General features: G+C 68.0%; 29 protein-coding genes and 1 tRNA gene. 11 read left to right on the forward strand and 19 right to left on the reverse strand.

Going from position 1 to position 22,927, the window contains the following annotated elements:
• Positions 1–4 precede the first annotated feature (4 nt).
• From mutY to nudC, 3 genes are read left to right on the forward strand one after another with little or no spacing between them, the layout of a single operon-like run.
• A complete protein-coding gene (gene mutY / locus K9B35_RS11925) occupies positions 5–1,054 on the forward strand; it encodes an A/G-specific adenine glycosylase (protein ID WP_224922059.1) in 1,050 nt (349 codons plus the stop codon).
• Positions 1,051–2,346, forward strand: coding sequence for a serine hydrolase domain-containing protein (locus tag K9B35_RS11930; protein ID WP_224922060.1), 1,296 nt, complete (start codon positions 1,051–1,053; stop codon positions 2,344–2,346). Before mutY ends, K9B35_RS11930 begins: the two co-directional genes overlap by 4 nt.
• Positions 2,347–2,375: 29 nt before the next feature.
• Complete coding sequence (nudC, locus tag K9B35_RS11935; protein ID WP_412103465.1) at positions 2,376–3,224, forward strand: NAD(+) diphosphatase; 849 nt, start codon at positions 2,376–2,378, stop codon at positions 3,222–3,224.
• Here nudC and K9B35_RS11940 read toward each other — a convergent pair.
• The gene (locus K9B35_RS11940) at positions 3,221–3,655 is read right to left on the reverse strand and encodes an MAPEG family protein (RefSeq protein ID WP_224922062.1); all 435 of its coding nucleotides are present in this window, start codon (positions 3,653–3,655) and stop codon (positions 3,221–3,223) included. The genes nudC and K9B35_RS11940 overlap by 4 nt on opposite strands.
• Before the next feature lie 204 nt (positions 3,656–3,859).
• On the opposite strand from K9B35_RS11940, the gene rpmF reads away from it, so the two are divergent.
• The 5 genes from rpmF to K9B35_RS11965 all read left to right on the forward strand — a co-directional run bounded on the left by rpmF (position 3,860) and on the right by K9B35_RS11965 (position 6,856).
• Entirely contained in the window at positions 3,860–4,039 is a 180-nt protein-coding gene (gene rpmF / locus K9B35_RS11945; protein ID WP_224922063.1) for a 50S ribosomal protein L32, read from the forward strand.
• A gap of 26 nt (positions 4,040–4,065) precedes the next feature.
• Positions 4,066–5,097, forward strand: coding sequence for a phosphate acyltransferase PlsX (gene plsX, locus K9B35_RS11950; protein ID WP_224922064.1), 1,032 nt, complete (start codon positions 4,066–4,068; stop codon positions 5,095–5,097).
• 23 nt (positions 5,098–5,120) lie between these two features.
• On the forward strand, positions 5,121–6,089 hold the full coding sequence (locus K9B35_RS11955; RefSeq protein WP_224922243.1) for a beta-ketoacyl-ACP synthase III: 969 nt from the start codon (positions 5,121–5,123) through the stop codon (positions 6,087–6,089).
• A gap of 136 nt (positions 6,090–6,225) precedes the next feature.
• Complete coding sequence (locus K9B35_RS11960; protein ID WP_224922065.1) at positions 6,226–6,525, forward strand: integration host factor subunit alpha; 300 nt, start codon at positions 6,226–6,228, stop codon at positions 6,523–6,525.
• 1 nt (position 6,526) lies between these two features.
• Positions 6,527–6,856, forward strand: a complete 330-nt coding sequence (locus K9B35_RS11965) for a MerR family transcriptional regulator (RefSeq protein ID WP_224922066.1) — start codon at positions 6,527–6,529, stop codon at positions 6,854–6,856.
• Here the strand turns inward: K9B35_RS11965 and K9B35_RS11970 are convergent, their stop codons facing one another.
• From K9B35_RS11970 to K9B35_RS11990, 5 genes are all read right to left on the reverse strand, one after another.
• Entirely contained in the window at positions 6,857–7,396 is a 540-nt protein-coding gene (locus K9B35_RS11970) for a SixA phosphatase family protein (protein ID WP_224922067.1), read from the reverse strand.
• Positions 7,393–10,113, reverse strand: coding sequence for an ATP-dependent DNA helicase (locus tag K9B35_RS11975; RefSeq protein WP_224922068.1), 2,721 nt, complete (start codon positions 10,111–10,113; stop codon positions 7,393–7,395). The genes K9B35_RS11970 and K9B35_RS11975 overlap by 4 nt, the downstream gene beginning before the upstream one ends.
• Before the next feature lie 42 nt (positions 10,114–10,155).
• Entirely contained in the window at positions 10,156–10,422 is a 267-nt protein-coding gene (locus K9B35_RS11980) for a hypothetical protein (protein ID WP_224922069.1), read from the reverse strand.
• Positions 10,423–10,491: 69 nt separating this feature from the next.
• Entirely contained in the window at positions 10,492–11,151 is a 660-nt protein-coding gene (locus K9B35_RS11985; protein WP_224922070.1) for a COQ9 family protein, read from the reverse strand.
• Between the two features lie 2 nt (positions 11,152–11,153).
• A complete protein-coding gene (locus K9B35_RS11990) occupies positions 11,154–12,089 on the reverse strand; it encodes a DMT family transporter (RefSeq protein WP_224922071.1) in 936 nt (311 codons plus the stop codon).
• Positions 12,090–12,147: 58 nt separating this feature from the next.
• Between K9B35_RS11990 and K9B35_RS11995 the strand changes: the two genes are divergently transcribed.
• Complete coding sequence (locus K9B35_RS11995; RefSeq protein ID WP_224922072.1) at positions 12,148–13,236, forward strand: alkene reductase; 1,089 nt, start codon at positions 12,148–12,150, stop codon at positions 13,234–13,236.
• Positions 13,237–13,251: 15 nt separating this feature from the next.
• Here the strand turns inward: K9B35_RS11995 and K9B35_RS12000 are convergent, their stop codons facing one another.
• The 9 genes from K9B35_RS12000 to gltX all read right to left on the reverse strand — a co-directional run bounded on the left by K9B35_RS12000 (position 13,252) and on the right by gltX (position 20,180).
• The gene (locus K9B35_RS12000; protein WP_224922073.1) at positions 13,252–13,689 is read right to left on the reverse strand and encodes a hypothetical protein; all 438 of its coding nucleotides are present in this window, start codon (positions 13,687–13,689) and stop codon (positions 13,252–13,254) included.
• Positions 13,686–14,228, reverse strand: a complete 543-nt coding sequence (locus K9B35_RS12005; RefSeq protein WP_224922074.1) for a GNAT family N-acetyltransferase — start codon at positions 14,226–14,228, stop codon at positions 13,686–13,688. The genes K9B35_RS12000 and K9B35_RS12005 overlap by 4 nt, the downstream gene beginning before the upstream one ends.
• The gene (ribH, locus tag K9B35_RS12010) at positions 14,225–14,641 is read right to left on the reverse strand and encodes a 6,7-dimethyl-8-ribityllumazine synthase (RefSeq protein WP_224922075.1); all 417 of its coding nucleotides are present in this window, start codon (positions 14,639–14,641) and stop codon (positions 14,225–14,227) included. The genes K9B35_RS12005 and ribH overlap by 4 nt, the downstream gene beginning before the upstream one ends.
• Positions 14,641–15,780, reverse strand: coding sequence for a 3,4-dihydroxy-2-butanone-4-phosphate synthase (ribB, locus tag K9B35_RS12015; RefSeq protein WP_224922076.1), 1,140 nt, complete (start codon positions 15,778–15,780; stop codon positions 14,641–14,643). Before ribB ends, ribH begins: the two co-directional genes overlap by 1 nt.
• Complete coding sequence (locus tag K9B35_RS12020) at positions 15,767–16,375, reverse strand: riboflavin synthase (protein ID WP_224922077.1); 609 nt, start codon at positions 16,373–16,375, stop codon at positions 15,767–15,769. Before K9B35_RS12020 ends, ribB begins: the two co-directional genes overlap by 14 nt.
• A 3-nt stretch (positions 16,376–16,378) precedes the next feature.
• Positions 16,379–17,341, reverse strand: coding sequence for a bifunctional diaminohydroxyphosphoribosylaminopyrimidine deaminase/5-amino-6-(5-phosphoribosylamino)uracil reductase RibD (gene ribD / locus K9B35_RS12025; protein WP_263622517.1), 963 nt, complete (start codon positions 17,339–17,341; stop codon positions 16,379–16,381).
• The gene (locus K9B35_RS12030; RefSeq protein ID WP_224922078.1) at positions 17,338–17,694 is read right to left on the reverse strand and encodes a hypothetical protein; all 357 of its coding nucleotides are present in this window, start codon (positions 17,692–17,694) and stop codon (positions 17,338–17,340) included. The genes ribD and K9B35_RS12030 overlap by 4 nt, the downstream gene beginning before the upstream one ends.
• A 151-nt stretch (positions 17,695–17,845) precedes the next feature.
• The gene (locus K9B35_RS12035) at positions 17,846–18,517 is read right to left on the reverse strand and encodes an energy transducer TonB (protein ID WP_224922079.1); all 672 of its coding nucleotides are present in this window, start codon (positions 18,515–18,517) and stop codon (positions 17,846–17,848) included.
• A 328-nt stretch (positions 18,518–18,845) separates the two neighbouring features.
• The gene (gene gltX, locus K9B35_RS12040) at positions 18,846–20,180 is read right to left on the reverse strand and encodes a glutamate--tRNA ligase (RefSeq protein ID WP_224922080.1); all 1,335 of its coding nucleotides are present in this window, start codon (positions 20,178–20,180) and stop codon (positions 18,846–18,848) included.
• Between the two features lie 87 nt (positions 20,181–20,267).
• Between gltX and K9B35_RS12045 the strand changes: the two genes are divergently transcribed.
• Positions 20,268–20,343, forward strand: a tRNA-Val gene (locus K9B35_RS12045).
• A gap of 28 nt (positions 20,344–20,371) precedes the next feature.
• On the opposite strand, the gene K9B35_RS12050 is transcribed toward K9B35_RS12045, so the two are convergent.
• On the reverse strand, positions 20,372–20,734 hold the full coding sequence (locus K9B35_RS12050; RefSeq protein WP_224922081.1) for a hypothetical protein: 363 nt from the start codon (positions 20,732–20,734) through the stop codon (positions 20,372–20,374).
• Positions 20,735–20,841: 107 nt separating this feature from the next.
• Positions 20,842–21,411: a helix-turn-helix domain-containing protein gene (locus K9B35_RS12055; protein WP_224922082.1), complete on the reverse strand. Its 570-nt coding sequence runs from the start codon at positions 21,409–21,411 to the stop codon at positions 20,842–20,844.
• A gap of 93 nt (positions 21,412–21,504) precedes the next feature.
• On the opposite strand from K9B35_RS12055, the gene K9B35_RS12060 reads away from it, so the two are divergent.
• Positions 21,505–21,984: a DUF6456 domain-containing protein gene (locus K9B35_RS12060; protein ID WP_224922083.1), complete on the forward strand. Its 480-nt coding sequence runs from the start codon at positions 21,505–21,507 to the stop codon at positions 21,982–21,984.
• A 4-nt stretch (positions 21,985–21,988) separates the two neighbouring features.
• On the opposite strand, the gene K9B35_RS12065 is transcribed toward K9B35_RS12060, so the two are convergent.
• Entirely contained in the window at positions 21,989–22,459 is a 471-nt protein-coding gene (locus tag K9B35_RS12065; protein ID WP_224922084.1) for a hypothetical protein, read from the reverse strand.
• 3 nt (positions 22,460–22,462) lie between these two features.
• Positions 22,463–22,888, reverse strand: a complete 426-nt coding sequence (locus K9B35_RS12070; protein WP_224922085.1) for a hypothetical protein — start codon at positions 22,886–22,888, stop codon at positions 22,463–22,465.
• Positions 22,889–22,927 lie beyond the last annotated feature (39 nt).

Below are 22,927 nucleotides of genomic sequence, written 5' to 3' on the forward strand. Positions count from 1 at the left end.
GGGCGTGCCCGACAATGTTTCTCGCGACATCGCCGATCTGCTGCTCGGCTGGTATGATGCCAGCGCCCGGGTGCTGCCGTGGCGCGCGCCGCCGGGGACGCCGCCGCCCGATCCGTATCGCGTTTGGCTGTCCGAAGTGATGCTGCAACAGACTCAAGTCGCGGCGGTGATCCCCTATTTCGAGAAATTCACGACGCGCTGGCCCGATTTCGCCAGCCTCGCGGCTGCGCCGGATGCCGAGGTGATGAGCGCGTGGGCGGGGCTGGGCTATTATGCCCGTGCGCGCAACCTGCTCGCCGCCGCGCGGGCGGTGGCGGGCGAGCATCACGGGCGGCTGCCGGAGCGCGAGGCTGCGTTGCGCACCCTGCCCGGCTTCGGCGCCTATACGGCGGCGGCGGTGGCGGCGATCGCGTTCGGGCAGCGCGCGGTGGTGGTCGATGGCAATGTCGAGCGGGTGGTGACGCGGCTGTTTGCGGTGGCCGATCCGTTGCCGGGCGCGAAGCCGCAGGTCCGGGCGCTGACCGATTCGATCACGCCGGATGTGCGCGCGGGCGATTTTGCGCAGGCGATGATGGATCTGGGCGCGACGATCTGCACCCCGCGCAATCCCAAATGCCTGTTGTGCCCGCTTGCCGAACCCTGTGCCGCGCGGCGCGCCGGGACGCCGGAGGCGTTTCCGGTGAAGGCGAAGAAGCGCGCGCGGCCCGTGCGCTACGGCACGTTTTTCTGGCTGGAAGCGGACGGGGCGGTGCTGCTGGTCCGGCGCCCGGACAAGGGGTTGCTGGGGGGCATGCGTGCACTGCCGACCGGGCCGTGGAGCGACAGCCCGCCGGGGCTGGCCGATGCGCCGGTCGCGGCCGACTGGACGCTGCGCAACGCGGCGATCCGCCATGTCTTTACGCATTTCGAGCTGAACGGCGTGCTTGCGACTGCAACACTCGCGCGTCACATAGGCGCGGTCGAGGGCGAATGGTGGCCGATCGAGCGACTGGATGAGGCAGGACTTCCGCGGCTGTTCGCCAAGGCGGTCGAGGCGATGGAGAGCGAAGCATGAAGCGGACCTGGATGATCGGCGGCGCGGTGGCGCTGGCGCTGGCGACGACGCAATCGGCGGCGTTCGGACAGGCGGCGACTGCGACGCAGACCGCGGCTCCGGTCGAGGCGCTGGCGAAGGACTATGTCGCACAGAACCGCACCCAGGGCATCGTCGTGGCCTATGGCGTCGGCGATTCGGCGCCGGTATTTGCCAGCGCAGGCCGCATCGCGGTGGAGGCCGACGCCGCTGCTGCCACGCCCGACTCGCTGTGGCGCGTCTATTCGATGACCAAGCCGATCACCGCCATGGCGGCGATGATGCTGGTCGAGGACGGCAAGCTGAAGCTCGACCAGCCGATTTCCGACTTCTTCCCCGGCTTTCGCAACATGAAGGTGCTGACCGATCCGGCCAACAGCCTGGATAGCCGGCCGGCGACGACGCAGATCACGGTGCGGCATCTGGTGACGCACACCGCCGGGCTTGGCTATTCGATCATCACCAAGGGGCCGTTGCTCAAGGAATATGAGCGGCTGGGCATCACGCCGGGTGCGGTGAACGCGGCGTTGGAAGCGCAGGCGCGGCCGCTGCGTCCGACCAGCCTCAAGGAATTTGCCGAGCGCGTCGCGACGCTGCCGCTGATCGCCGAGCCGGGGACGAAATGGAGCTATTCGATCAGCCTCGACCTGCTGCCTGCGATCATCGAGGCGGCGGCGGGGATGCCCTATGAGCAGTTCCTGCAGACGCGGATGCTGACGCCACTCAAGATGACCTCGACCTATTGGACGGTGCCGCAGTCGGAGATCGGGCGATTCGCGACCAACTATGCCTGGGCGGGCGACAATCGCATCCCGTTCGATCCGGCCAAGACCTCGGCCTGGCTGACGCCGCCGTCCTTCCCCTATGGCGGCGCTGGCCTTGTTATGTCGGCACGCGACTATGATCGCTTCCTGCACATGCTCGCCAATGGTGGCGCGGTTGATGGCGTGCGGGTGATGAAGGCGGAGACGGTGCGGCTCGCCATGTCCGATTTGCTGCCCGCAGGTGTCACCTTTGGTGGCGCGCCGAGCGGAAGCGGCGGGGCGGCGGGGCCGAAGATGGGCTATGGCGCGGGTGGTTCGGTGCAGCTTGAGGATGTTCCGGGCGGCGCGGGCAAGGGCACCTATGGCTGGGGCGGCGCGGCGGGTACGGTCGCGTGGGTCGATCCGTCGAAGAAGATTCGCGGGACAGTGATGGTCAATTACTTCCCGTCGGACAAATGGCCGCTGCGCGCCGATGCGGTGCGAGCGGTGTACGCGCAGGCTGCGCGCTGAGCGTGGGCCCAGTTGGCTTCACGGGCGGGGTGCTCGACCGCGCCGACCGCGAGCGCAACGACCCGGAGGCACTCGCCACCGCGCTGGGCGACTGGCGCGCGCGGCTGCTCCGGCTCAACGGGCTCGATCCCGAGCTGGACAGCGAAGGGCGGCTGGTCTGGGCGAGCCTTGCCGACCTTTCCGACGACGCGGAGCCTTTGTTCCTCGGCTATATCGACGGCAAACCGCATTTCGTCCCGCTGCGCATGGGCGAGCGGCATGGCGCGGCGCGGTCGCCAGCCTTGTTCGCGATGCTCGGGCTGATGCAGCCTGATCAGGCGAGCCTCTATGCCTGTGCGCGCAGTCTGGTCGACTGGCACCAGCGCCACGGCTTTTGCGCGGCCTGTGGCAGCGCGACCGCGATTTTCCGCGCGGGCTGGGCGCGGCGTTGCTCCGGTTGCAGCGCCGAGCATTTTCCGCGCACCGACCCGGTGGTGATCATGCTTGCCGAACATGACGGGCGCGCGCTGCTCGGGCGGCAGGCGGCATGGCCTGCGGGGCGCTATTCGGCATTGGCCGGGTTCGTCGAGGTCGGCGAATCGGTTGAGGAAGCGGTGGCGCGCGAGACGTTGGAAGAGGCAGGGGTGCGCGTCAGCGACGTACGCTACATCGCCAGCCAGCCTTGGCCATTCGCCTCGTCGCTGATGATCGCCTGTATCGCGCGTGCCGAGGACGATGCGCTATCGCTCGACACTACCGAGATCGAGGACGCGATGTGGGTCACGCGGGATGAGGCGCGCGCGGCGCTGGCGGGTGAACCCGATGCCCGGTTCATCGCCCCGCCGCGCTACGCGATCGCCCATACGCTGTTAGCCGCGTGGGTCGAGCAAGCCTCTTAACCCGATACCTCGACCAGCTCGATCGTTTCCGATTCGCTGAATGCGAAATAGGGGATGGCGGCGGCGTAGCCGGCCAGGCCGATCGTCACGAGCAGGGTGACCGCGATGCCGATGCCACGGCCCGGCATCCAGCCGTCCATGCCGAATGCATGGAGGATGCGCGCAACGACGAACAGCGCCGCGACGGCCCACAGCCAGGTCTCGGTCCCCACTGCCAGTTCGATCAGCGCGATCAGGATCAGCACGATCGGGGCATATTCGACGAAATTGAGCTGCGCGCGCATCCGCGCGATCAGCCGGGTGCTGCCGCCGTCGCCGATCGAAATCTTCTCGGCACGGCGCACCTGACCGATTCGGATCGCCAGCCAGACATTGATCAATGCGCAGGCGGCGGCCGTTGCCAGTGTCACCGGCAGGATGATTGCGTCCATGGATTGCTTCCCCCAATAAGGTGTCTTCGGTGCCACGCCGCGCGCCGCCTTGCAACTTGAACGGAAATCGGTATAGGCGCTCGCTCGCTTCGCGACTGGCCCAGGGCTGTCCGGCGAGTGCCGGACCCCGGCGCTTGCCCGTTCGCCGTCATGGGCGTATCGCGATCCAGGTTTTAAGACGACAGTTCAAGAAGGTTTGCCGAAATGGCCGTCCCCAAGAGAAAAGTTTCGCCCAGCCGCCGTGGCATGCGCCGGTCGCACGACGCGCTGACGGTCCAGGCATTCCAGGAGTGCCCGAACTGTGGCGAGCTGAAGCGCCCGCACGTGCTGTGCGGCGCATGCGGCCATTATAACGGCCGCGAGATCGTCTCGGTCGAGGGCTGAGCCCAAGCAATCAAGGACCGTTGGCCATGACCTCAAGCGCACGAATCGCCGTCGATGCGATGGGCGGCGATGAGGGGCTGGCGGTCATGCTCGCCGGAGTCGCGCGCGCGCGACGCCGGTTCGATGGCATGCGCTTTCTGCTCGTCGGCGACGAGGATGCGATTCGCGAGGGGCTGAAGTCCCATCCCAACCTCTCCGTTGCGTCGGAAATCGTCCACGCACCCGAGGTCGTGACCGCCGCCGACAAGCCGAGCCAGGCGATTCGCCGCGCCAAGACGACGTCGATGGGCATCGCGATCGACCTGGTAAAGCGGGGCGATGCCGCCGCTGCCGTGTCGTCGGGCAATACCGGCGCGCTGATGGCGATGGCAAAGCTGTCGCTGCGCACCATGCCCGGTATCGATCGCCCTGCGCTTGCCGCGCGGATGCCGACGCTGGGCGATAATGACGTGGTCATGCTCGACCTGGGCGCGAATACCGAGGTCGACAGCCGCAACCTTATCCAGTTCGCAGTCATGGGCGCCGCCTATGCGCGCACCGTGCTCGACCTCGAATCGCCCCGAGTCGCGCTGCTCAACATCGGCACCGAAGAGCTCAAGGGCACGGATATCATCCGTGACGCCGCGCAGAAATTGCGCGCCGCGACGCATCTGCCGCTGCGCTTTACCGGGTTCGTCGAGGGCAATGCCATGTCGCGCGGCAATGTCGACGTGATCGTGTGCGACGGCTTTTCGGGCAATATCGCGCTCAAGACGGTCGAGGGTACGGCGCGATTCGTCGGCGACCTGCTGCGTCGCGCCTTTTCCAGCTCGATTCGCTCGAAGATCGGCTTTCTGATCTCGAAGCCGGCGACCGATTTGCTGCGCCATCACCTCGACCCCAATAATCATAATGGCGCGGTCTTTCTCGGCCTCAACGGCATCGTCGTGAAGAGCCACGGCAGTGCCAACGAAGTCGGGGTCGAAACCGCGATCGGCGTCGCCGCCAAGATGGTGCGTGACGATCTGACCCGCCGCATCGCCGAGGATCTCGGCAATTTCGAGGCCCAGGCAGCATGAGCGAATCGAGCGCCGTCGCAACCATGCGGCGTGCAGTGATCACCGGAACGGGATCGGCGCTGCCGCGTCGCCGCGTGTCGAATGCCGAGCTGGCCGAGCGGGTCGATACCACCGACGAATGGATCGTCGAGCGCACCGGAATCCGCTTCCGCCACATCGCCGACGATGACGAGACGACATCAACCCTCGCGACCGATGCGGCGCGCGCGGCGCTGAGCGCGGCGGGGGTCGACGCGCAGGCTATCGATCTGATCGTGCTCGCGACCGCGACCCCCGACCAGACCTTTCCGGCCAGTGCAACACGGGTGCAGGCGGCGCTGGGCATCGACGATTGCGTCGCGTTCGACGTGGCGGCGGTCTGCTCGGGCTTTCTCTACGCGGTGCAGGTCGCGGAGAGCATGATCCGCGCGGGCAGCGCCAATTGCGCGCTGGTCATCGGTGCGGAGACGTTCAGCCGCATTCTCGACTGGGAAGATCGCACCACCTGCGTGCTGTTCGGCGACGGCGCCGGCGCGATCGTGATGGAGGCGCAGGAGACAGCGGTCGACGGCGGGCGCGGCGTGCTCGCGACCAAGCTGCACGCCGATGGTCGCCACAACCAGCTGCTCTATGTCGATGGCGGCCCGTCAACCACCGGCACGGTCGGCAAGCTGCGGATGAAGGGCAAGGAAGTGTTCCGCCATGCGGTGGTCAACCTTGCTAGCGTGATGACCGAGAGCCTGGTCGCGGCGGGGCTGGATCCGGAAGACGTTGACTGGGTGGTGCCCCATCAGGCCAATGCCCGCATCCTCGACGCGACCGCCAGGAAGCTTGGCCTTGCGCCGGAGAAGGTCGTGGTAACGGTCGACCAGCATGCGAATACGTCGGCCGCTTCGGTGCCGCTCGCGCTCGATACGGCGGTGCGCGACGGGCGGATCAAGCAGGGCGACCTGCTGGTGCTCGAGGCGATGGGCGGCGGCTTCACCTGGGGCGCGGCGGTGGTCCGTTTCTGATCGGGTATTGGTATCATTCCGGTCCGCCGAAATGAAGCCTCTACCGTAGTATCACGGTATCGTAACGTGGGCGCAACGATGGTTGCACCAGTCCCTCAATGTGTTACGGTAACAAGACGGGGCTGGAGGGTTTAGAATGACATCCGCTGCGACGCTGACCAGGGCTGATCTCGCCGATGCACTGCATCGCGACGTTGGGCTCTCGCGCGCCGATGCTTCCCGGCTCGTCGAACAGATCCTCGGCCATATGTGCGAGGCGCTCGCCAAGGGCGAGAATGTCAAGATTTCGGGCTTCGGCAGCTTCGTGCTGCGCGACAAGGGTGAGCGGATCGGGCGTAACCCGAAAACCGGGGTAGAGGTGCCGATCGCACCCCGCCGGGTGCTGACCTTCCGCGCCAGCCAGATGCTGCGCGACCGGATCGTCAGCGGGGGATAACATGGCAGTCGGTCCGGAGAAGGGCCCCGAAGCCTTCCGGACGATCGGTGAGCTTGCGCAGGAAATCGGGCGCCCCCAGCACATATTGAGATATTGGGAAACGCGGTTCCCCCAGCTCCGCCCACTGCAGCGTGCGGGGGGACGCCGCTATTACCGGCCCGAGGATGTCGCGCTGGTGCGCCGCATCGACTCGCTGCTCAGTCGTGAGGGCTATTCGATCCGCGGGGTCCAGCGGCTGCTCGATGCCGAGCGGGGCGCGCGGCGCGGGCGGTCCGACTCGCTGCGCGCGGTGCGTGACGCGCTGCAGACTGCGTTGGACGAGGATCGCTGATCAACGCTCCGGGCCGAGCGCCGGGTCGAGGTCGCGGGGACGGACGAAGCGGACCAGCGTCCCGGCGCTGGAGCGGATCGCGCCCCAGTCGTCCGTGTCGAACGTGATCATCGCCAGCGCGGCGGTCGGGAATTTCTCCTCCACCGAATCGCGCAGCAGGTCGCCGACGCGGTCGGGCACCAGCATCAGCACCAGATCCTCAAGCCCCGGATTGTGGCCGATCAGCAACGCGCTGTCGGCGCCTGCGGGCAGCTCGTGGACCACGTCGAGCAAGGTCGAGGCCGAGGCGAGGTAGATGCGGCGGTCCCATTCAGGGGCGAGCGCGCTGCCATAGCCGGTCTCGACCTGCTCGACCGTCTCGACGATCCGGACGGCGGGCGAGGCAACGACATGATCGAATGCCAGCCCTTCGCTGCGCATATGGCGACCGACGGTTACCGCGGCGCGTTGCCCGCGCGCATTTAACGGCCGGTCGAAATCGCGAGCGACGGCATCGTCCCAGCTCGATTTGGCGTGGCGCAGCACCGTCAACGTCTTCATCGGCCCTCCCGATCGGCGGTTTCGCGCGCCTTCTGCCCCAGCGATGCGACGGAGGAAAGACGCCGCACGCGCTCGACCGCTTCATCCAGTGTGAGCCGGCGTATCGGGGTGCCCGCAGGGAAGGCGTCGAGCAGGCGCGACGGGGTTGCCGCAGAGAGCAGCACGAACGCACCCGAATCATCGGCGCGCCGGATCAGCCGCCCGAACGCCTGCGCCAGCCGCGCACGGACGATCCGGTCATCATATGCGCTGCCGCCATTGGCCAGGCGGCGCGCGGCGTGGAGCACGCTCGGCTTGGGCCAGGGCACCCCCTCCATCACCACCAGCCGCAGCGAGTGGCCGGGCACATCGACGCCGTCGCGCAAGGCGTCGGTGCCGATTAGCGAGGCGCGCGGATCGTCGCGGAAGATGTCGACCAAGGTGCCGGTGTCGATCGGGTCGACATGCTGCGCGTAGAGCGGCAACCCTTCGCGCGCGAGGCGGTCGGCGATGCGGGTGTGGACGGCGCGCAGCCGCCGGATTGCGGTGAACAGCCCCAACGTCCCGCCCTGTGCCGCGACGATCAGGCGGGAATAGGCGGCGGCGAGCGTGCCCATGTCGCCGCGCTTGATATCGGTGACGATCAGCACTTCGGCCTGGCGCGGATAGTCGAACGGCGAGGCCGCCTCAAAGCGCTGTGCGGGGTGGAGCAGATGCTGCGCCCCGCTGCGCTGCTCGGCAACCTCCCAGTCCCCGCCCGCGCGCAGCGTCGCGGAGGTGACCAGCGCGCCGTGCGCGGGCTTGAGCACCGTTTCGGCGAACGGCTTGCTGGGGTCGAGCCAGCGGCGGTGGAGGGCGATGTCGATTTCGCGGCCTTCGATGCGTTCGACGGCGAGCCAGTCGACGAAGTCGGCGCTCGCGGGGCCGCCGATGCGCGCGACGAGTGAGAGCCACGCGGCGACGGTTTCGGCGCGCCAGCTGAGTGAGGCGATCGCGCCCTCGATCCGCGCGCGCGCTTGCCCGTCCATCCAGTCGGGCGCTTCGTCGAGCACCGCCTCCAGCCGTCGTCCGAGCGCCATTAGCGGGCGCAGCAGCGATTCGAGCGCGGCGGCGGCGGGCGGGATGGCGTCGATCAGCGGCGCGTCGGGCTCGGCCAGTTCGGTCTCGATGCCATAGCCGGCCTCGCCCGAGCCATCGGCGTCGCGGGCATAGACGAGGCCGCGGACGGCGGCGAGGAGATGCTCGATCGCACCGAACGGCTGGCCCTCGGCAAGCCGCTGGAGCCAGCCATCGGAGGGCAAAGCGCGGGCGGCGTCGACCGCTTCGGTGATCGCGCGCGCGCCGGCATCGTCATAGCTGGCGACATCCGACAGCCGCGCGGCAAGGCCACGGCGGCGGCCGCGCGATCCGCTTTCGGGACCGGTGACCCAGCGGCGCAGCTCGATCGTCTCCTGTCCCGACAATGCGACGCTGAACATCGCGTCGGCGGCGTCGAACAGGTGATGGCCCTCGTCGAACACATAGCGGGTCGGGCGCGTCGCGGTTTCGCGCCCGCGTGCGGCGTTGACCATCACCAGCGCGTGGTTGGCGATGACGATATCGGCGTCGGCGCTCGCGCGCGCGGCGCGTTCGATGAAGCATTTGCGGTAGTGCGGGCAGCCCGCATAGACGCACTCGCCGCGCCGGTCGGTCAGCGCGGTCGATCCGTTGCGGCGGAACAGCACGGGAAGCCAGCCGGGCAGGTCGCCGCCGACCATGTCGCCATCGGCGCTATAGGCCGCCCAGCGCGCGACCAGCTGTGCCAGCACCGCCGCGCGGCCAGCAAACCCGCCCTGCAGCGCGTCCTCAAGGTTGAGCAGGCAGAGATAATTCTCGCGGCCCTTGCGCGTGACGATCCGCCGCTTGCGCTCCTCTGGGTCGGCGATCAGGCGCTCGCCTTCATGGCCGAGCTGGCGTTGCAGCGCCTTGGTAAAGGTCGAGATCCACACCGCGCCATCGGCCTGCTCCGCCCACAGCGAGGCGGGCGCGAGATAGCCCAGCGTCTTGCCGATGCCGGTCCCGGCCTCGGCCAGCACCAGATTGGGCGAATCGCGCATCGTGCGCGGGGCGAAGGCGCTTGCCGCCGCTTCGGCATAGAGCCGCTGCCCGGCGCGGGTTTCGGCGCCCGCTCCGGTCAGCGCCGCGAGCCGATCGCGCACCGCTTCAGGATCGAGCGTCACGGTGCGCGGTGGGGTGCGCGGCGCGCCCTCGCTCCATTCGGGCAGGCGCGAGAACAGCCAGCGCTCGGCCTTTTCGGGCTTGCTCAGGCGCTGCGATACGGCTGGTGCCCAGCTCCAGCGCAGCCGCGCGAGCGATTGGGCACCGTGCCACGCCCCCTCGCGCTCCGGCCAGTCGGTTTCGGCAATGGCCAGCATCGCCTCGGCCGCGTCGCGCAGGAATGGCGCGACACTGGCGTCGTCGGCGGGCTCGGCGATGCCCAAAGTGCGGGCGAGGCCGCGCGGTGTCGGCACCATGAACCGCGCCGGGCGCAGGAAGGCGAAGAGTTCCAGCAGGTCGAGGCCGGACAGGTCGGGATAGCCCAGCCGCTGCGCCGCGAGCGGCGCGTTGAGCAGGATCACCGGCGTGTCGGCGGCGATCCGCACCGCCTCACCCCGCCCGATGCTGCGCGTCCCTTCGGCGGTCGCAATCCAGATGCCGCCATGGCTGGCGTGCAGCGCGGGATAGGGAAGTGAGCTCACAATACGCCCCGCCTCACCGTGTGAGGCGGGGTCGGCCCCGGATCAGGCGTCGGGCGATCCGCCCGGCTGGTGGGTATGAACAACATGCACCTGCACCGGCTGATCGACATGGGTTGCTGCGGTCACCAGTCCCCAGATCCACGCGCCCAGCATCATCGGGCCGCCGATGATGACGCCGATCAGGGTGAGCGTGAAGAACAGGCCGACGAAATAGATGATCAGCTGCGCGACGCCCGCGCCGGTCTTGCCGATGACCAGGCTGCCCACGCCCGGAATGAAAAAGTTGAGAATGATTGCCACGGCCTTCATCGGTCGTTCCCCCGTCTAACAAGGGAGCCAGCCTAAGCAGCTTCTGCGCGCGGGGCAATCGGTGCCGATTCACCGCGCGGTGTAGCGCAGCCGGCCGATGAAGCGCGACATGCTGAAGCGATGGTCGGACCGCGACGCCAGCTTCGCCTTGGCCTTTTCGAACTGCATGATGTTGTCGATTCGGCGGGCGAGGAAGGCGCGCGTGTCGGCCTGCCCCTCGCTCTCGTCGTTCAGGAACACCGCGATCGTCGCGGCGTAGATGCCGCCCAGCATCGCGCGCTTGGTATAATGGTTATAGTCGGTCGCGGTGTCGCCGGCGCGCCGCCACATCGCATCGGCCGAGCGCCAGCCAAGCCGCGCGGCGCGCGCGGCGTTCTGGGGCATCGCGAGGATCGCGACCGCGCGGCGCAGCGCCTCCCGATCCGGGGCGAGGATGTCGAGTCGTGCCTCGACCAATGCGGTGATCCGGGCGCGGATTTTCATCGATGCGAGCGCTTCGGCGGTCAGTCGGCTGGCCATTTCACGGTCGACATGGGCGAACCACAGGTCGATCATCTCGACCGGCTTGGCGGGAATGGCGAGGCGGGCAATGTCGTGATCCGCCCCGATCGCGTCGGCAGCGGCGGTGACCGCGTCCGCGCTCCACCCGTCAAAGGCAGCATTGGGGGCGAGGTGCGGCGCAAGCGCGTCGCGAAGCTCGTCCAGCGTCATGTCGGCTACATCGGTCATGTTCACGTTTTAGCCTCTGCCTCGCTCGACGCAACCTGTCCCGGAGGGCTTTTCCCGCGACGGACCAGCACCAGCGCCACCGCGACCAGCGCCGCGCCGATGAAATCGGGCACGCCCAGCCGCTCGTCATAGACGATCCAGCCGACCGTGCCGGCGACGACCGGCTGAGTCAGCAGGGCGATGCCGACGACCAGCGGCGAAAGATGGCCGAGCGCGTAGATCAACAGACCCTGCCCGATGACCTGACTGGCGAGCGCAAGGCCGACGAGGATGCCCCAATTCTGCGGCCAGATCTGTTCACCCAACACCCAGGCGAAGATCAGCATCGGGAGCGTTCCGAACAGGCTGGACCAGGCGAGTGCGGGGAGCGGCGCCATCGCCGTGCGCGCGCGGGCCATCAGGATGAAATAGACGGTGTAGAGCGCGCCCGCGAGCAGGCAGAGCAGGTCGCCGACAAGGTTCTGGGGCGACAGCTCATAGGAGCGTCCGAGCAGCAGCCCCGCGCCGATCGCGGCGAGGGCGAGCGCGAGTCCCTGTTGCCGCGTCGGCCACATCCGCGCGATGAAGAATCCCCAGATCGGGTACATCAGCGTCGCCGAATTGCCGAACAGCGTCGAATTGGCGAGCGTCGTATGCAGGATGCCGATGTGCCACGAGGCGAGATCGGCGGCGAACGCGATCCCCGCGAGCAGCAGGATCCCCCACAGGCCGCGCGTCCCCCGCATCGCGCCGCCGCGGCTGACGAGGATGATCGCGAACAGGAACGGGACGCCGAGCGCGAGTCGCCAAAAGCCGGCTGCGACCGGCCCGACATCGGCGGCGCGGACGAACCACGGGCCGAAGGCGAGCGCCAGATTGCCGATCAGCAGCGCCGCAAAGGGCAAAGCAGCGACGCTTTGGTCGGGCGCAGCTTTTCTTGGAGGGGCAGACTCGTGCATCGCGCCTTTAGCGTCCTATCTGTTGCATTATGCAACCCAATTGGAGGGAAATTCACTGATGCCCGACCTGTTCGATCCCCTGACGCTGGGCGCGATCACCGCCCCCAACCGCGTGCTGATGGCGCCGCTGACGCGCGGCCGCGCCGACCGCGATGCGGTGCCGACCGCGATCATGGCTGACTATTATGCCCAGCGCGCCTCGGCCGGGCTGATCATTTCCGAAGCGACCGGGATCAGCCGTCAGGGGCTGGGCTGGCCGTTTGCACCTGGGCTGTGGAACGATGCGCAGGTCGAGGCGTGGAAGCCGGTGATCGCGGCGGTCCATGAAGCAGGCGGACGGATCGTCGCGCAGCTGTGGCATATGGGGCGTCAGGTCCACAGCTCGGTCATCGGCGAGCAGCCGGTTTCATCCTCGGCCACCCAGACCAAGGGGCATATGCACACCTATGAGGGGCGCCAGCCTTCGGAGGTCGCGCGCGCGCTCGACCTGTCGGAGATTCCCGGCATCCTCGACGATTATGCCCGCGCCGCGGAGAATGCGCGCAAGGCCGGGTTTGACGGCGTGCAGATCCATGCCGCCAATGGCTATCTGATCGACCAGTTCCTGCGCGACGGCGCGAACCAGCGCAGCGACGCCTATGGCGGCAGCGTCGACAACCGCATCCGCCTGCTGAGCGACGTGGCCGAGCGCGTCGTCGCGGCGATCGGTGCGGACCGCACGAGCGTGCGCCTGTCGCCCAATGGCGAAAGCCAGGGCGTCGATGACAGCGACCCGCATGCGCTGTTCCTGCCCGCCGCAAAGCGTCTGTCGGAACTCGGCATCGCCTTCCTCGAACTGCGCGAGCCGGGGCCCGAGGGGACGTTCGGTCGCACCGAAGTGCCCAAGCTGAGCCCGGCGATCCGTACCGTGTTCGATGGGCCGCTGGTGGTCAATTCGGACTATGTCACCCGTGAGGAGGCGCAGGCTGCGCTCGACAGCGGGGTGGCAGATGCGGTGAGCTTTGGCCGCACCTTCCTTGCCAATCCCGACCTGCCCGAACGGCTGCGCACCGGCGCGCCGCTCAATGAGGGCAATATGGCGACGTGGTATAGCCAGGGGCCGGAGGGGTATATCGATTACCCGGCGCTGGCGAAGCAAGACGCGTAACCGACGGAGGGGGGGCTAACCCCGCTCCACATCATCCAGGCGCGCGGTGATCCATTGGCGGATCGCCGCGCGCAATTTGGGTTGCAGGGCCAGCACGAACGGCACGACGATCAGCCAGGGGAAGAACAGGAAGGCGATCGAAAAGGCGAAGAACAGGCCGATCACCCAGCCGCCAATCGCCTTGCCGATCTTGTCGTTGAACCGGTCGCCCATCACGATTCGGCGCGGTGCCTTGAGGTCGTAGAGCGGCGAGGTGGTCAGGACCTGCGCGCCGCTGCGGTCGTCGATGCGGCGCGGTTCGGTTTCGGTGATCGGGCGGTCTAGGGTCGGCTGACGATCAGGCGGGGCGATGGGGCCGGGCGCACTCGCGGGCTTTCCGGTCAGCGTGTCGATCACCACCAGCCGCCGGTCGCGCTCGACGACCTTGTAGCGGCTGGGTGGTATTTCGGTCACCGCGTGGCCCGCCCGGCGCGCCATTGTTCGGCGCTCTGCCCCCATGCGTCGACGGTGACATCGGCATAGGGGGCGGGAAGCTGGACACGGCGCAGATTGGTCGATCCCAGCCGCTGGGCGAGGCGGATCGAGCGGGTGTTTTCGGGCGCGATAGTGTGGATCACCTCGCTCCAGCCGAGGATGTCGACGGCATAGGCCATCGCCGCGACCGCGCCTTCATAGGCATAGCCGCGCCCGGCAAATTCCCCCGCGACGCCCCAGCCGACTTCGGTGCCGGGCCACCCTTCGGGCATCCACGGGCCGAGGCGACCGACCCATTTGCCGGTCGCGCGCTCGATCACGCTGAACATCGAAAAGCCGTTGATCTCCCACGCGCCCGCCATGGTGCACAGCTGGCGCCAGGCGACGCTGCGTTCGACCGGGCCGCCGAGATGTTCGGTCGCGACCGAATCGGCGGAGAAAGCCGCCCAGCCGTCCAGATCCTCCGCCGCCGGACGGCGCAGGATCAGCCGTTCGGTGAACAGGATCGGGTGGGTCATAGCCGTTGCTTGAGCGCCAGCATCGCGATGGCCGCTTCTGCTGCGCCGCCGCCCTTATTCAGCTGCGCCGGGTCGGCGCGGCGGATCGCCTGCGCTTCGTCCTCGGTGGTGAGGATGCCGTTGCCGATCGGGATGCCGTCCATGGTCAGCGCCATGATGCCGCGCGCGCTTTCGTTCGACACGATCTCGAAATGATAGGTTTCGCCGCGGATCACCACGCCGAGCGCGACATAGGCGTCGTAGCGCTGCGTTTCCTCCGCCAGCACGATCGCGCCGGGCACTTCGAGCGCGCCGGGGACGGTGACCGTCTCATGCGCATGGCCCGCCGCCTCGATCGCGGCGCGGGCGCCGGCGAGGAGCATGTCGTTCAGATGGTCGTAGAAGCGCGCTTCGACGATCAGGATGTTGGCCATTATTCGGCTCCCAGGTCGATCGCGCGCTCACCGACGATGCGCAGGCCATAGCCGTCGAGGCCGACGAGCGTGTGATGGGTGTTGGTGAGCAGCACCATTTCCTCGACCCCCAGTTCGTTGAGGATCATCGCGCCGACGCCGTAATCGCGCAACTCCTCCATATCGACTTCGGTGCGCTTCCCGGCCTTGCGCTCGATCGCCATAGTGAAGGCGTCGGCGCGGGGCTTGTTGATGACCACCACCACGCCCGCGCCTTCTTCGCCGATGATCTCCATCGACCGCTGGAGCAGGCGGCCACGGTCGCCCGCCTCGCCGAACACATCGGCGAATGGCGACAATGCGTGCATGCGGACGAGGGTCGGCTTGTCGGGGGTGACGCGGCCCTTGACCAAAGCGAGCTGCTCGGTCCCGGTCGCCTTGTTCCAGAAGGCGATGCTGCGCCAGTCGCCGCCCCAGCGGCTCTGGAACACCGTTTCCGCGCGCCGCTCGACCAGATGGTCATGGCGGCGGCGATAGGCGATCAGGTCGCGGATCGTGCCGATCTTGAGGTTGTGCAGCTGGGCAAAGGCGACGAGGTCGTCGAGCCGCGCCATCGTGCCGTCATCCTTCATGATCTCACAGATCACGCCCGACGGGCTGAGCCCGGCGAGGCGGGAGACGTCGACTGCCGCTTCGGTATGACCGGCGCGGACCAGCACCCCGCCCTCGCGCGCGATGAGCGGGAAGACATGACCGGGCGAGACGATGTCGGCGGCGTCCTTGGTCGCGTCGGTCGCGACCGCGATGGTGCGCGCGCGATCGGCGGCGGAAATGCCGGTGGTGACGCCCTCCTTCGCCTCGATCGAGACGGTGAAGGCGGTGCCCATGCTGGTGCCGTTGTGCCGCGCCATCGGCTCAAGCCCGAGCTGGTCGGCGCGGCCTTGGGTGATCGCGAGGCAGATCAGGCCGCGGCCATGCTTGGCCATGAAGTTGACCGCGTCGGGAGTCGCCATCTGGCCGGGGATGACCAGGTCGCCTTCATTTTCGCGGTCTTCGTCATCGACGAGGATGAACATGCGACCATTGCGCGCCTCGTCGATGATCTCCTCGGGCGAGGCGAGGAAGGCGTGCGGAAGGCGGCTGACTTCAGGACTGGCCACGAACGGCCTCCATGCGTTGGAGATAGCGTGCGAGCACGTCGATCTCGAGATTGACCGCCTGACCCTGGGCCAGCGCGCCGAGCGTGGTCACGGCCTGGGTGTGCGGGATGAGGTTGATCGCGAAATGCGCGGTGCCGTCGGACTGATCGGTCACTTCGTTCACGGTTAGCGAGACGCCGTCGATGGTGATCGATCCCTTGGCGGCGATGAACGGGGCGAGGCTGGCGGGCACCGATATGCCGATCCGCTGCGAATCGCCCTCGGCGCACAGGCCGAGCACCGTGCCGACACCATCGACATGGCCGGTGACGATATGCCCGCCGAGTTCGTCGCCGACCTTGAGCGCGCGTTCGAGATTGAGGCGCTGTCCGGCGACCCATTGTGGTGCGGTGCGCGAGACGGTTTCGTGCGAGACGTCGACCGCGAACCAGCCTGGCCCCTTGTCCACCACGGTCAGGCAGACGCCCGAACAGGCGATCGACGCGCCCATATCGACGGTCGCGGTGTCATAGGCGGTGGTGATGCGCGCACGCAGGTCGCCGCGAGTTTCGATCGCTTCGATCGCGCCGACATCAGTGATGATTCCGGTGAACATATCCTATCCTCTGGCGCGCTCGTAGACCTCGATCCGGTCGCTGCCAAGCATCCGCGCATCGTGCAATGTCCAGCGGCCATGCGCCGGGTCGAGGGTGGCGAGGCCGAGGTCGGCAAGGCCCGGCTTGCCGCCGAGCAGGATCGGCGCGCGGTAGAGCAGCAGCCGGTCGACCAGATCGGCGCGGAGGAAGGCGGCGGCGGTCTGTGCGCCGCCCTCGATCAGCAAATGATCGACGCCTTCGAGGTCGCCGATCGCCTCGGGCGCGGCGAGTCGCTCCCAGCCGGTGACGTCGCTGGAGGAGAGCAGGATGCGGCGGGGGCTGCGGTCTTCAAGGCCGGAAATGCGGACGTCGAGCGTGGGAGAATCGGCATCCAGCGTGCCACGTCCGACCAAGATCGCCTCATGGCGTGCGCGCTCAAGATGTGCATGCTGGCGGGCGCGCGGGCCGGTGATCCAGCGGCTCGTCCCATTGGCGAGCGCGATGCAGCCGTCGAGCGAGGTGGCGAGCTTGAGCGTGACGAATGGCCGGCCCGAGGCGCGCCTAGTGAGGAAGCCCGCCATGCTGCGTTCGGCTTCGCCCACCCGCGTTCCGGTGGTCACCGCTATTCCCGCTGCCTCGAGTCGCGCGATGCCGCGGCCGTCGGTGCGCGGGTCGGGGTCGCGCAGGGCAATGAACGCGCGCGCGATTCCCGCTGCAACCAGTGAGTCGGCACAGGCCGGACCGCGCGGCGAGTCATGCGCGCAGGGTTCGAGCGTCACATAAGTGGTCGCGCCGCGCGCCGCCGCGCCGGCCTGGGCCAGTGCCATCGCCTCGGCATGGGGGCGGCCGCCGGGCTGGGTCCAGCCGCGCCCGACGACGCGATTGTCGCGCACGATGATACAGCCGACATTGGGATTGGGCGCGGTACGGCCCCGCGCGCGCTCGGCGAGCGCGAGCGCGGCACCCATCCACGCGGCGTCGTTCAAATCCCGTATTCTTTCAGCTTGTCGTCGATCTTCTTGTATTCGCGCTTCTTCTTTTCAGCCTTCGCCTTTTCCTCGGCGATGCGCTTCTGGCGGATCGGTTCGTCGATCTTCTGCTGGGCGATGATCTCGTCGATCGTCCGATCTTCGCGCCAGTTCTGGAAATAGACGATCTCGCGCTTGTACGGCTTCTCGAAATACGAGTCCTTGTAGAAGCCGAACAGCACCAGGCCGGTGGTGATTGCTGCGGCGAGCAGGAACCACAGCTGGTAGCGGTGGCGGATGCGCAGGACGCTGCGCAGATCCGCCAGCGCGCCGACCGTCGAGACGGGGCGATCGGGTTTGAAGAACCTCATGGAGCCCAAGATAGGGATTTTGGAGCCACCGGACCAGTGCGCTTGTGATTTGGCAGTCGGCGCCGGCCCGCTCCCCCACCCGGCCACCCATAGAATAGACTGTCGCTGGGTGGCCGGGTGGGGGAGCGGGCCGGTGCCGGGGCCAACGCTGCTAATCCACCAATTTGAAACTCAGCGTCATGGTCATCCAGTCCTCATAGGGCACGCCGTCGCGCGTCGCGGGCTTGAAGCGCCAGCGGGTCAGGGCATGGCGGCGGGTGGCTTCGGACAGGCCCTTGCTGGGGGTACGCAGAATCTCGATCGCCTTCACCCGGCCATCGACGCCGACGAGCACGCGCGCGGTCAGCTTGCCTTCGGTCTGAGCGCGGATTTCGGAGCTGGGATAGGGCGGCTGGAGGGAGTCGGCGTAGCGCGGGTCGACCGTCGCGCCGATCATCACCGGCGGCTTGGGCGGGTCGGCGACGGTGGCGCCACCCGAAAGCGGGCCGGGGTCGGCGGGCGGGTTGCTGGTGATCGGCGTGAATTCGGTGGTTGATGTGAAGTTGCCCGCCGCAGTCCGCGTCTCGACCAGCGGGTCCGGCTGATGCGGCGCGGGGGTGGTGCGACGCTCGACCACCTTGTTCGACTCCGGCTTTGGCGGCGGCGGGGTCGGCTTGGGCTGGTCGATTGGAATATCGATGATCTTAATCGGCGGATCGGTCAGAATCGGGATGACCGATGGGCCGACAAGGGTTGCGCCGAAGCCGACAGCGGCAAGGACGAGGAGGGAAGCGCCGGCACTGGCCGGGCGCGAAGCGGAAGGCTGATAGCGGTTGGTGTGCATGACAGGCTCTCCATCATTCCGGTCTTTGCCGGTAATATGGATGATATACCATCACATGAAGGTTGCAAAATCCTTTCTTGGTGTGGAGCGGGGGTGAACTGGTGCCGATGAGAGAAAACAGGTCTGGAGCAACGCTCATTAAACCCGACTCACACAGCCGTTTGTGCTGAGCTTGTCGAAGCACCGCGTACCACGCTTGTTGGGAGCGGCCCTTCGACAATGACCAGGTGGAACGTCCCCCGGACGTTCCAGCCAAAGCCGGGGGCTTTGGCGACCTGACCATCAGGGCAAACGGCTATAGAGAGATCCAGAGTTAGCGCGCGATGCTCTAGCCGCGTAGCCGCTCGATCGCGCGGTCGCGGCCGATCAGGGGGAGCAGTGCCGCCATGTCCGGTCCCGAGTCGCGGCCGGTGAGCGCGCGGCGCAGCGGGTGGAACAGCGCGCGGCCCTTGCGCCCGGTCGCCTCTTTGAGCGCGCCGGTCAGCGCGTGCCAGGGGTCGGCAGTCCAGTCGATCGACGCGGCGACCTCCGCAGCGGTGGCGAGGAACGCGGAATCCTCGGCGTCGGGGGCGGCATCGACCGGCCCGGCGACCACCTGCCACCAGTCGCCCGCGCCCGTGACGGTTTCGAGGTTCGGGCGGATCGCGTCCCATGCCGCAGCGTCCATGCCATCCGGCAGCCGATCGGCGACGGCTTCAAACGGGAGCTGGTGGACGATGCGTGCATTGAGATGCGCGAGTTCGGCTTCGTCGAACCGCGCGGGCGCGCGGCCGAATCGGGCGAAGTCGAACCCGGCGATCAGCGGGGCGCGGTCGGCATGCGGTTCGACCGGGTCGCTGGTGCCAAGTCGCGCGAGCAGCGCGATGATCGCCTGCGGCTCCAGCCCGGTGTCGCGGAAGTGATCGCAGCCGAGCGAGCCGAGTCGCTTCGACAACTTCCCCTCGCTCCCGGTCAGCAGCGCCTCATGCGCGAAGGCGGGTGGGGCGGCATCGAGCGCGGCGAACATCTGGACCTGCGCGGCGGTGTTCGACACATGATCCTCGCCGCGCACGACATGGGTGATGCCCATGTCGATATCGTCGATGACCGAGGGCAGCAAATAGAGCCACGACCCGTCGGCGCGGCGGATGACCGGATCGCTCATCGTCGCCGGATCGAAGCGCTGGGGGCCGCGGATCAGGTCGGTCCATTCGATCGGCGCGCTTGCGTCGAGCTTGAAGCGCCAGTGCGGGCGGGTCCCCGTTGCCTCCAGCGCGGCGCGGTCGGCGTCGCTGAGCGCGAGCGCAGCGCGGTCGTAGATTGGGGGCAGGCCGCGCCCGAGCTGAATCTTGCGCTTGAGCTCCAGTTCCTGCTGGCTTTCATAGGCCGGATAGACGCGGCCCGCCGCGACGAGTTCGGCAAAGCGACGCTCGTACAGGTCGAAACGCTGCGACTGGCGCTCCTCGCCATCCGGATCGAGGCCGAGCCAGGCGAGATCGGCGCGAATCGCGTCGACATACGCCTCTTGCGAGCGCTCGGCATCGGTGTCGTCGATGCGCAGCAGGAAGCGCCCGCCGGTCTTGCGCGCCCACATCCAGTTATGGAGCGCGGTGCGGATATTGCCGACATGCAGGTGGCCGGTGGGGCTGGGCGCGAAGCGGGTGACGACGGGCGTGCTGGTCATCCGCGCGCGCTAGCCGATTTGATGGCGCGATGGAAACCACCGCGCGTCTTTACGCGCGCGGCGGTTACGCCTATCGGGGCGCGGTCCGGGCGCTTAGCTCAGTTGGTAGAGCATCTCGTTTACACCGAGAGGGTCGGCGGTTCGAGCCCGTCAGCGCCCACCAGATACTCCGGAATTGGGTTCAGCCTACCTCAATTGGCGCTGATCGACGGCTTGCCCCCGGTCAGCTTCACCGTGAGATAGCTGTTGTCGCAGATATTGCCGTTGGCGAAGACCATCGTCGTGGCATCTTCGAAGGTTGCGCGCACGTCATAGCGGCACTGGCTTGACGGCCGGTCGAGGCGCACGGTGGTTCGGGCACCCGGCTTGATCACCGGAGCGCGGCGCGCCGCCTCTTCCTCAAGCCCCGGTTTCCAATCGGTCGAGCCGGTCGGCGCGATCTCGACGGTCTTGATCGGCTTGCCGGTGCCGTTGATCAGGACGAAATCCCAATCCTCGGCAAGTGCAGGTGACGCGACGAACAGGGCCAGCGTGAGCCCGGTCAAATAGTGCATTGGCATCCCTCCCCTAAAAGGACGAAGGCCAGCATGCGCCTGCTCGCGGCACGACGCAAGATAGGGGGAAATGCGGATGGCCGTGCGTGCAGGAGCGCCCGGCGACGCTAAAGCGACCGGACAAGTCGGGTGGCGCAGGCGATCCAAGGCGGGTCGGCGACGACCTGTTGCCGCGCACCGGGGCCGAGCGGGAGGATGTTGAGCCGTCCGCCTTCGCCCTCATGCGCGATCAGGCGGCCGAACAGGAAGCGGCCCGCCGGGCGGGGGATCAGCACGTCGCGGTTGAGCGCCTGACCAAATGCAGCCGGCGCGAGGCGGTGGCACCAGATCTCGTCGCCTGCGCGATAGTCGCCGATGCTGCCACTGACCGTGACCGCCACCAGATCGGGCTCTGCGATCGGCGGCACGACCGTGGCGGGGCGGCGCAGCGCCTGTGCCCCGGTCGAATCGAGGCTGGCGGCGACCGGGATGTCGGGGCGGTCGGGCAGGCGAACGAGGTCGGCGGCATCGACGCCGAGCGCAGCGGCGATGCGGTTGAGCCAGACGACCGATACCGTGCGGGTGCCGGTCTCAAGCCGCCCGATCGTCTGCGCCGTGGTGGGCGGATCGCAGCGCTGTGCCACTCCTTCCAACGTCAGGCCCTTGGCGCGGCGGACTTCGCGGATCGCGGTGATCAATGGCGGCTCCTGATAACCGATACGGTTAAACTTCTTTCCTACAAGCATGACTCAATGGCAAGTCCGATTCGCGGGCGTGTGAAGGAGTGGCGAATGCGGGAACTGGTCGAGCGGACGATCGAGGATGGCCAAGTGGTGCGGCACGCCCCGGTGCGGCGAGCGGGGCGAAGGGTAACGGTCAACGATGCCGAATCGCCGCTGGCGTGGCTGCGGGCGCGGGGGATGGTCGATGCGCGCCAGTTCGAGGCGGGCGAGCGACTGCGCGACGATTACGAGATGGCGGCGCTGGGACCGCGCGTGACGATGCGCTGGGACGCGGCACCTGCGGCGCGGCGCGGGGGCGGGCCGGGTGTCGGACTCGACCCGACCGAGGCGCAGATCGCGGCGAAGCGACGGTTCGACGCGGCGATTGCGGCGGCGGGGCGGGGGCTGGCGGATATCTTGTGGCGGGTGATCTGTGCCGGGGAAAGCGTCCCGGTGGCGGAAAAGGCGCTGGCGTGGCCGGCGCGGGCGGGTCGGCTGGTGCTCACCCTCGCGCTCGACCGGCTGGCGGATCATTATCGCTTGCCGTGACCGGTCAATTCGTGACGAGCAGCACGTCAGTAGCGTCGGTGCCGCGATTGGCAACGCGGGCGATGAGTGGGCCACCACCCGCGGGGATGCGGCAGGCGAGCACGGCACCGCCACTCGTGTCGCTGCACAATTGGCGGCCTGCGGAGTCGAGGATCGTAAGCGCAACGGGACTGATTCCGATCCGCCGGACGGCAATTGTTGCAGCTGCGTCGGCGTTGCGGGAGATGGGCAGTGACCAGCTTGCGCCGCCGGGAACGGTGTGACGGATAGAGATCGGGCCGGCGCCGAGCACTCCGCGCGACGCTTCGGCCTCTGCCGCTTCGACCTCGGCAAGCAGACGGGGATCGCTTCCCGCCAGCGTTCGGGCTTCGGCGCGCATCTCGCTGCCGGTCACGGGGCGTGGGCGATCTTCGCCACGAACGGGTAGCGCGGCGACGGTGAGCGCGATGGCGATCAAGCGCAGGGCGGCGCGCATCGGTCAGGCCGCGCTGGCGGGGCGGGGGCCGGTCCAGGCCGGCGTACCGACGCGGAACCGGACCTGCGGCGCAGGGGTGGCGGACAGGCCGATGCCGTTGCCGCGATAGCCGACGACCCAGCTTTCGGCGGCGTAGCAATTACCGCGGGCGGGGCGGGCATAGCCGTACTGCACGGCGTCGATCTCGGCGAGCATCGCGGGATCACTGCGGGCGAGCAGGCGGGCTTCGGCATAGAGCGCGGGGGCGGTAGTTGCGCCGCGGACGAACATCCTGCGGGGAAGAGTGGCGAGCAGCTTGGCCGCTTCGAGCATCGCCAGCGGATCCTGTGCGGCGCGGGCGTAGCTGGCGAGCTCACCCGACAGCGCGATGTTGCGGGCGGCGTCGAGATCGGTGTCGGCGGGGTCGACGATGTGGACGGTGCGGGTCATCTGGGCCTCCTGTTGCTGTGAGGCCGTTGATGCCGTGCG

The sequence above is a fragment of the Sphingomonas sp. R647 genome, assembly GCF_020177055.1.
GTDB lineage: Bacteria > Pseudomonadota > Alphaproteobacteria > Sphingomonadales > Sphingomonadaceae > Sphingomonas.

Coding starts and splice junctions, on each gene's coding strand:
- K9B35_RS12030 (WP_224922078.1), bottom strand. CDS start 17,694: ATGAGGTTCTTCAAACCCGATCGCCCCGTCTCGACGGTCGGCGCGCTG.
- gltX (WP_224922080.1), bottom strand. CDS start 20,180: ATGACCAGCACGCCCGTCGTCACCCGCTTCGCGCCCAGCCCCACCGGC.
- plsX (WP_224922064.1), top strand. CDS start 4,066: ATGACCTCAAGCGCACGAATCGCCGTCGATGCGATGGGCGGCGATGAG.
- K9B35_RS11965 (WP_224922066.1), top strand. CDS start 6,527: ATGGCAGTCGGTCCGGAGAAGGGCCCCGAAGCCTTCCGGACGATCGGT.
- K9B35_RS11970 (WP_224922067.1), bottom strand. CDS start 7,396: ATGAAGACGTTGACGGTGCTGCGCCACGCCAAATCGAGCTGGGACGAT.
- K9B35_RS11960 (WP_224922065.1), top strand. CDS start 6,226: ATGACATCCGCTGCGACGCTGACCAGGGCTGATCTCGCCGATGCACTG.
- K9B35_RS12070 (WP_224922085.1), bottom strand. CDS start 22,888: ATGACCCGCACCGTCCACATCGTCGACCCCGCCGACACCGATCTCGAC.
- K9B35_RS12065 (WP_224922084.1), bottom strand. CDS start 22,459: ATGCGCGCCGCCCTGCGCTTGATCGCCATCGCGCTCACCGTCGCCGCG.
- K9B35_RS11955 (WP_224922243.1), top strand. CDS start 5,121: ATGCGGCGTGCAGTGATCACCGGAACGGGATCGGCGCTGCCGCGTCGC.
- K9B35_RS11990 (WP_224922071.1), bottom strand. CDS start 12,089: ATGCACGAGTCTGCCCCTCCAAGAAAAGCTGCGCCCGACCAAAGCGTC.
- K9B35_RS12060 (WP_224922083.1), top strand. CDS start 21,505: ATGCGGGAACTGGTCGAGCGGACGATCGAGGATGGCCAAGTGGTGCGG.
- K9B35_RS12035 (WP_224922079.1), bottom strand. CDS start 18,517: ATGCACACCAACCGCTATCAGCCTTCCGCTTCGCGCCCGGCCAGTGCC.
- K9B35_RS12050 (WP_224922081.1), bottom strand. CDS start 20,734: ATGCACTATTTGACCGGGCTCACGCTGGCCCTGTTCGTCGCGTCACCT.
- K9B35_RS11980 (WP_224922069.1), bottom strand. CDS start 10,422: ATGAAGGCCGTGGCAATCATTCTCAACTTTTTCATTCCGGGCGTGGGC.
- K9B35_RS11940 (WP_224922062.1), bottom strand. CDS start 3,655: ATGGACGCAATCATCCTGCCGGTGACACTGGCAACGGCCGCCGCCTGC.
- K9B35_RS12005 (WP_224922074.1), bottom strand. CDS start 14,228: ATGACCCACCCGATCCTGTTCACCGAACGGCTGATCCTGCGCCGTCCG.
- K9B35_RS11995 (WP_224922072.1), top strand. CDS start 12,148: ATGCCCGACCTGTTCGATCCCCTGACGCTGGGCGCGATCACCGCCCCC.
- rpmF (WP_224922063.1), top strand. CDS start 3,860: ATGGCCGTCCCCAAGAGAAAAGTTTCGCCCAGCCGCCGTGGCATGCGC.
- K9B35_RS11930 (WP_224922060.1), top strand. CDS start 1,051: ATGAAGCGGACCTGGATGATCGGCGGCGCGGTGGCGCTGGCGCTGGCG.
- K9B35_RS11985 (WP_224922070.1), bottom strand. CDS start 11,151: ATGACCGATGTAGCCGACATGACGCTGGACGAGCTTCGCGACGCGCTT.
- ribH (WP_224922075.1), bottom strand. CDS start 14,641: ATGGCCAACATCCTGATCGTCGAAGCGCGCTTCTACGACCATCTGAAC.
- K9B35_RS12020 (WP_224922077.1), bottom strand. CDS start 16,375: ATGTTCACCGGAATCATCACTGATGTCGGCGCGATCGAAGCGATCGAA.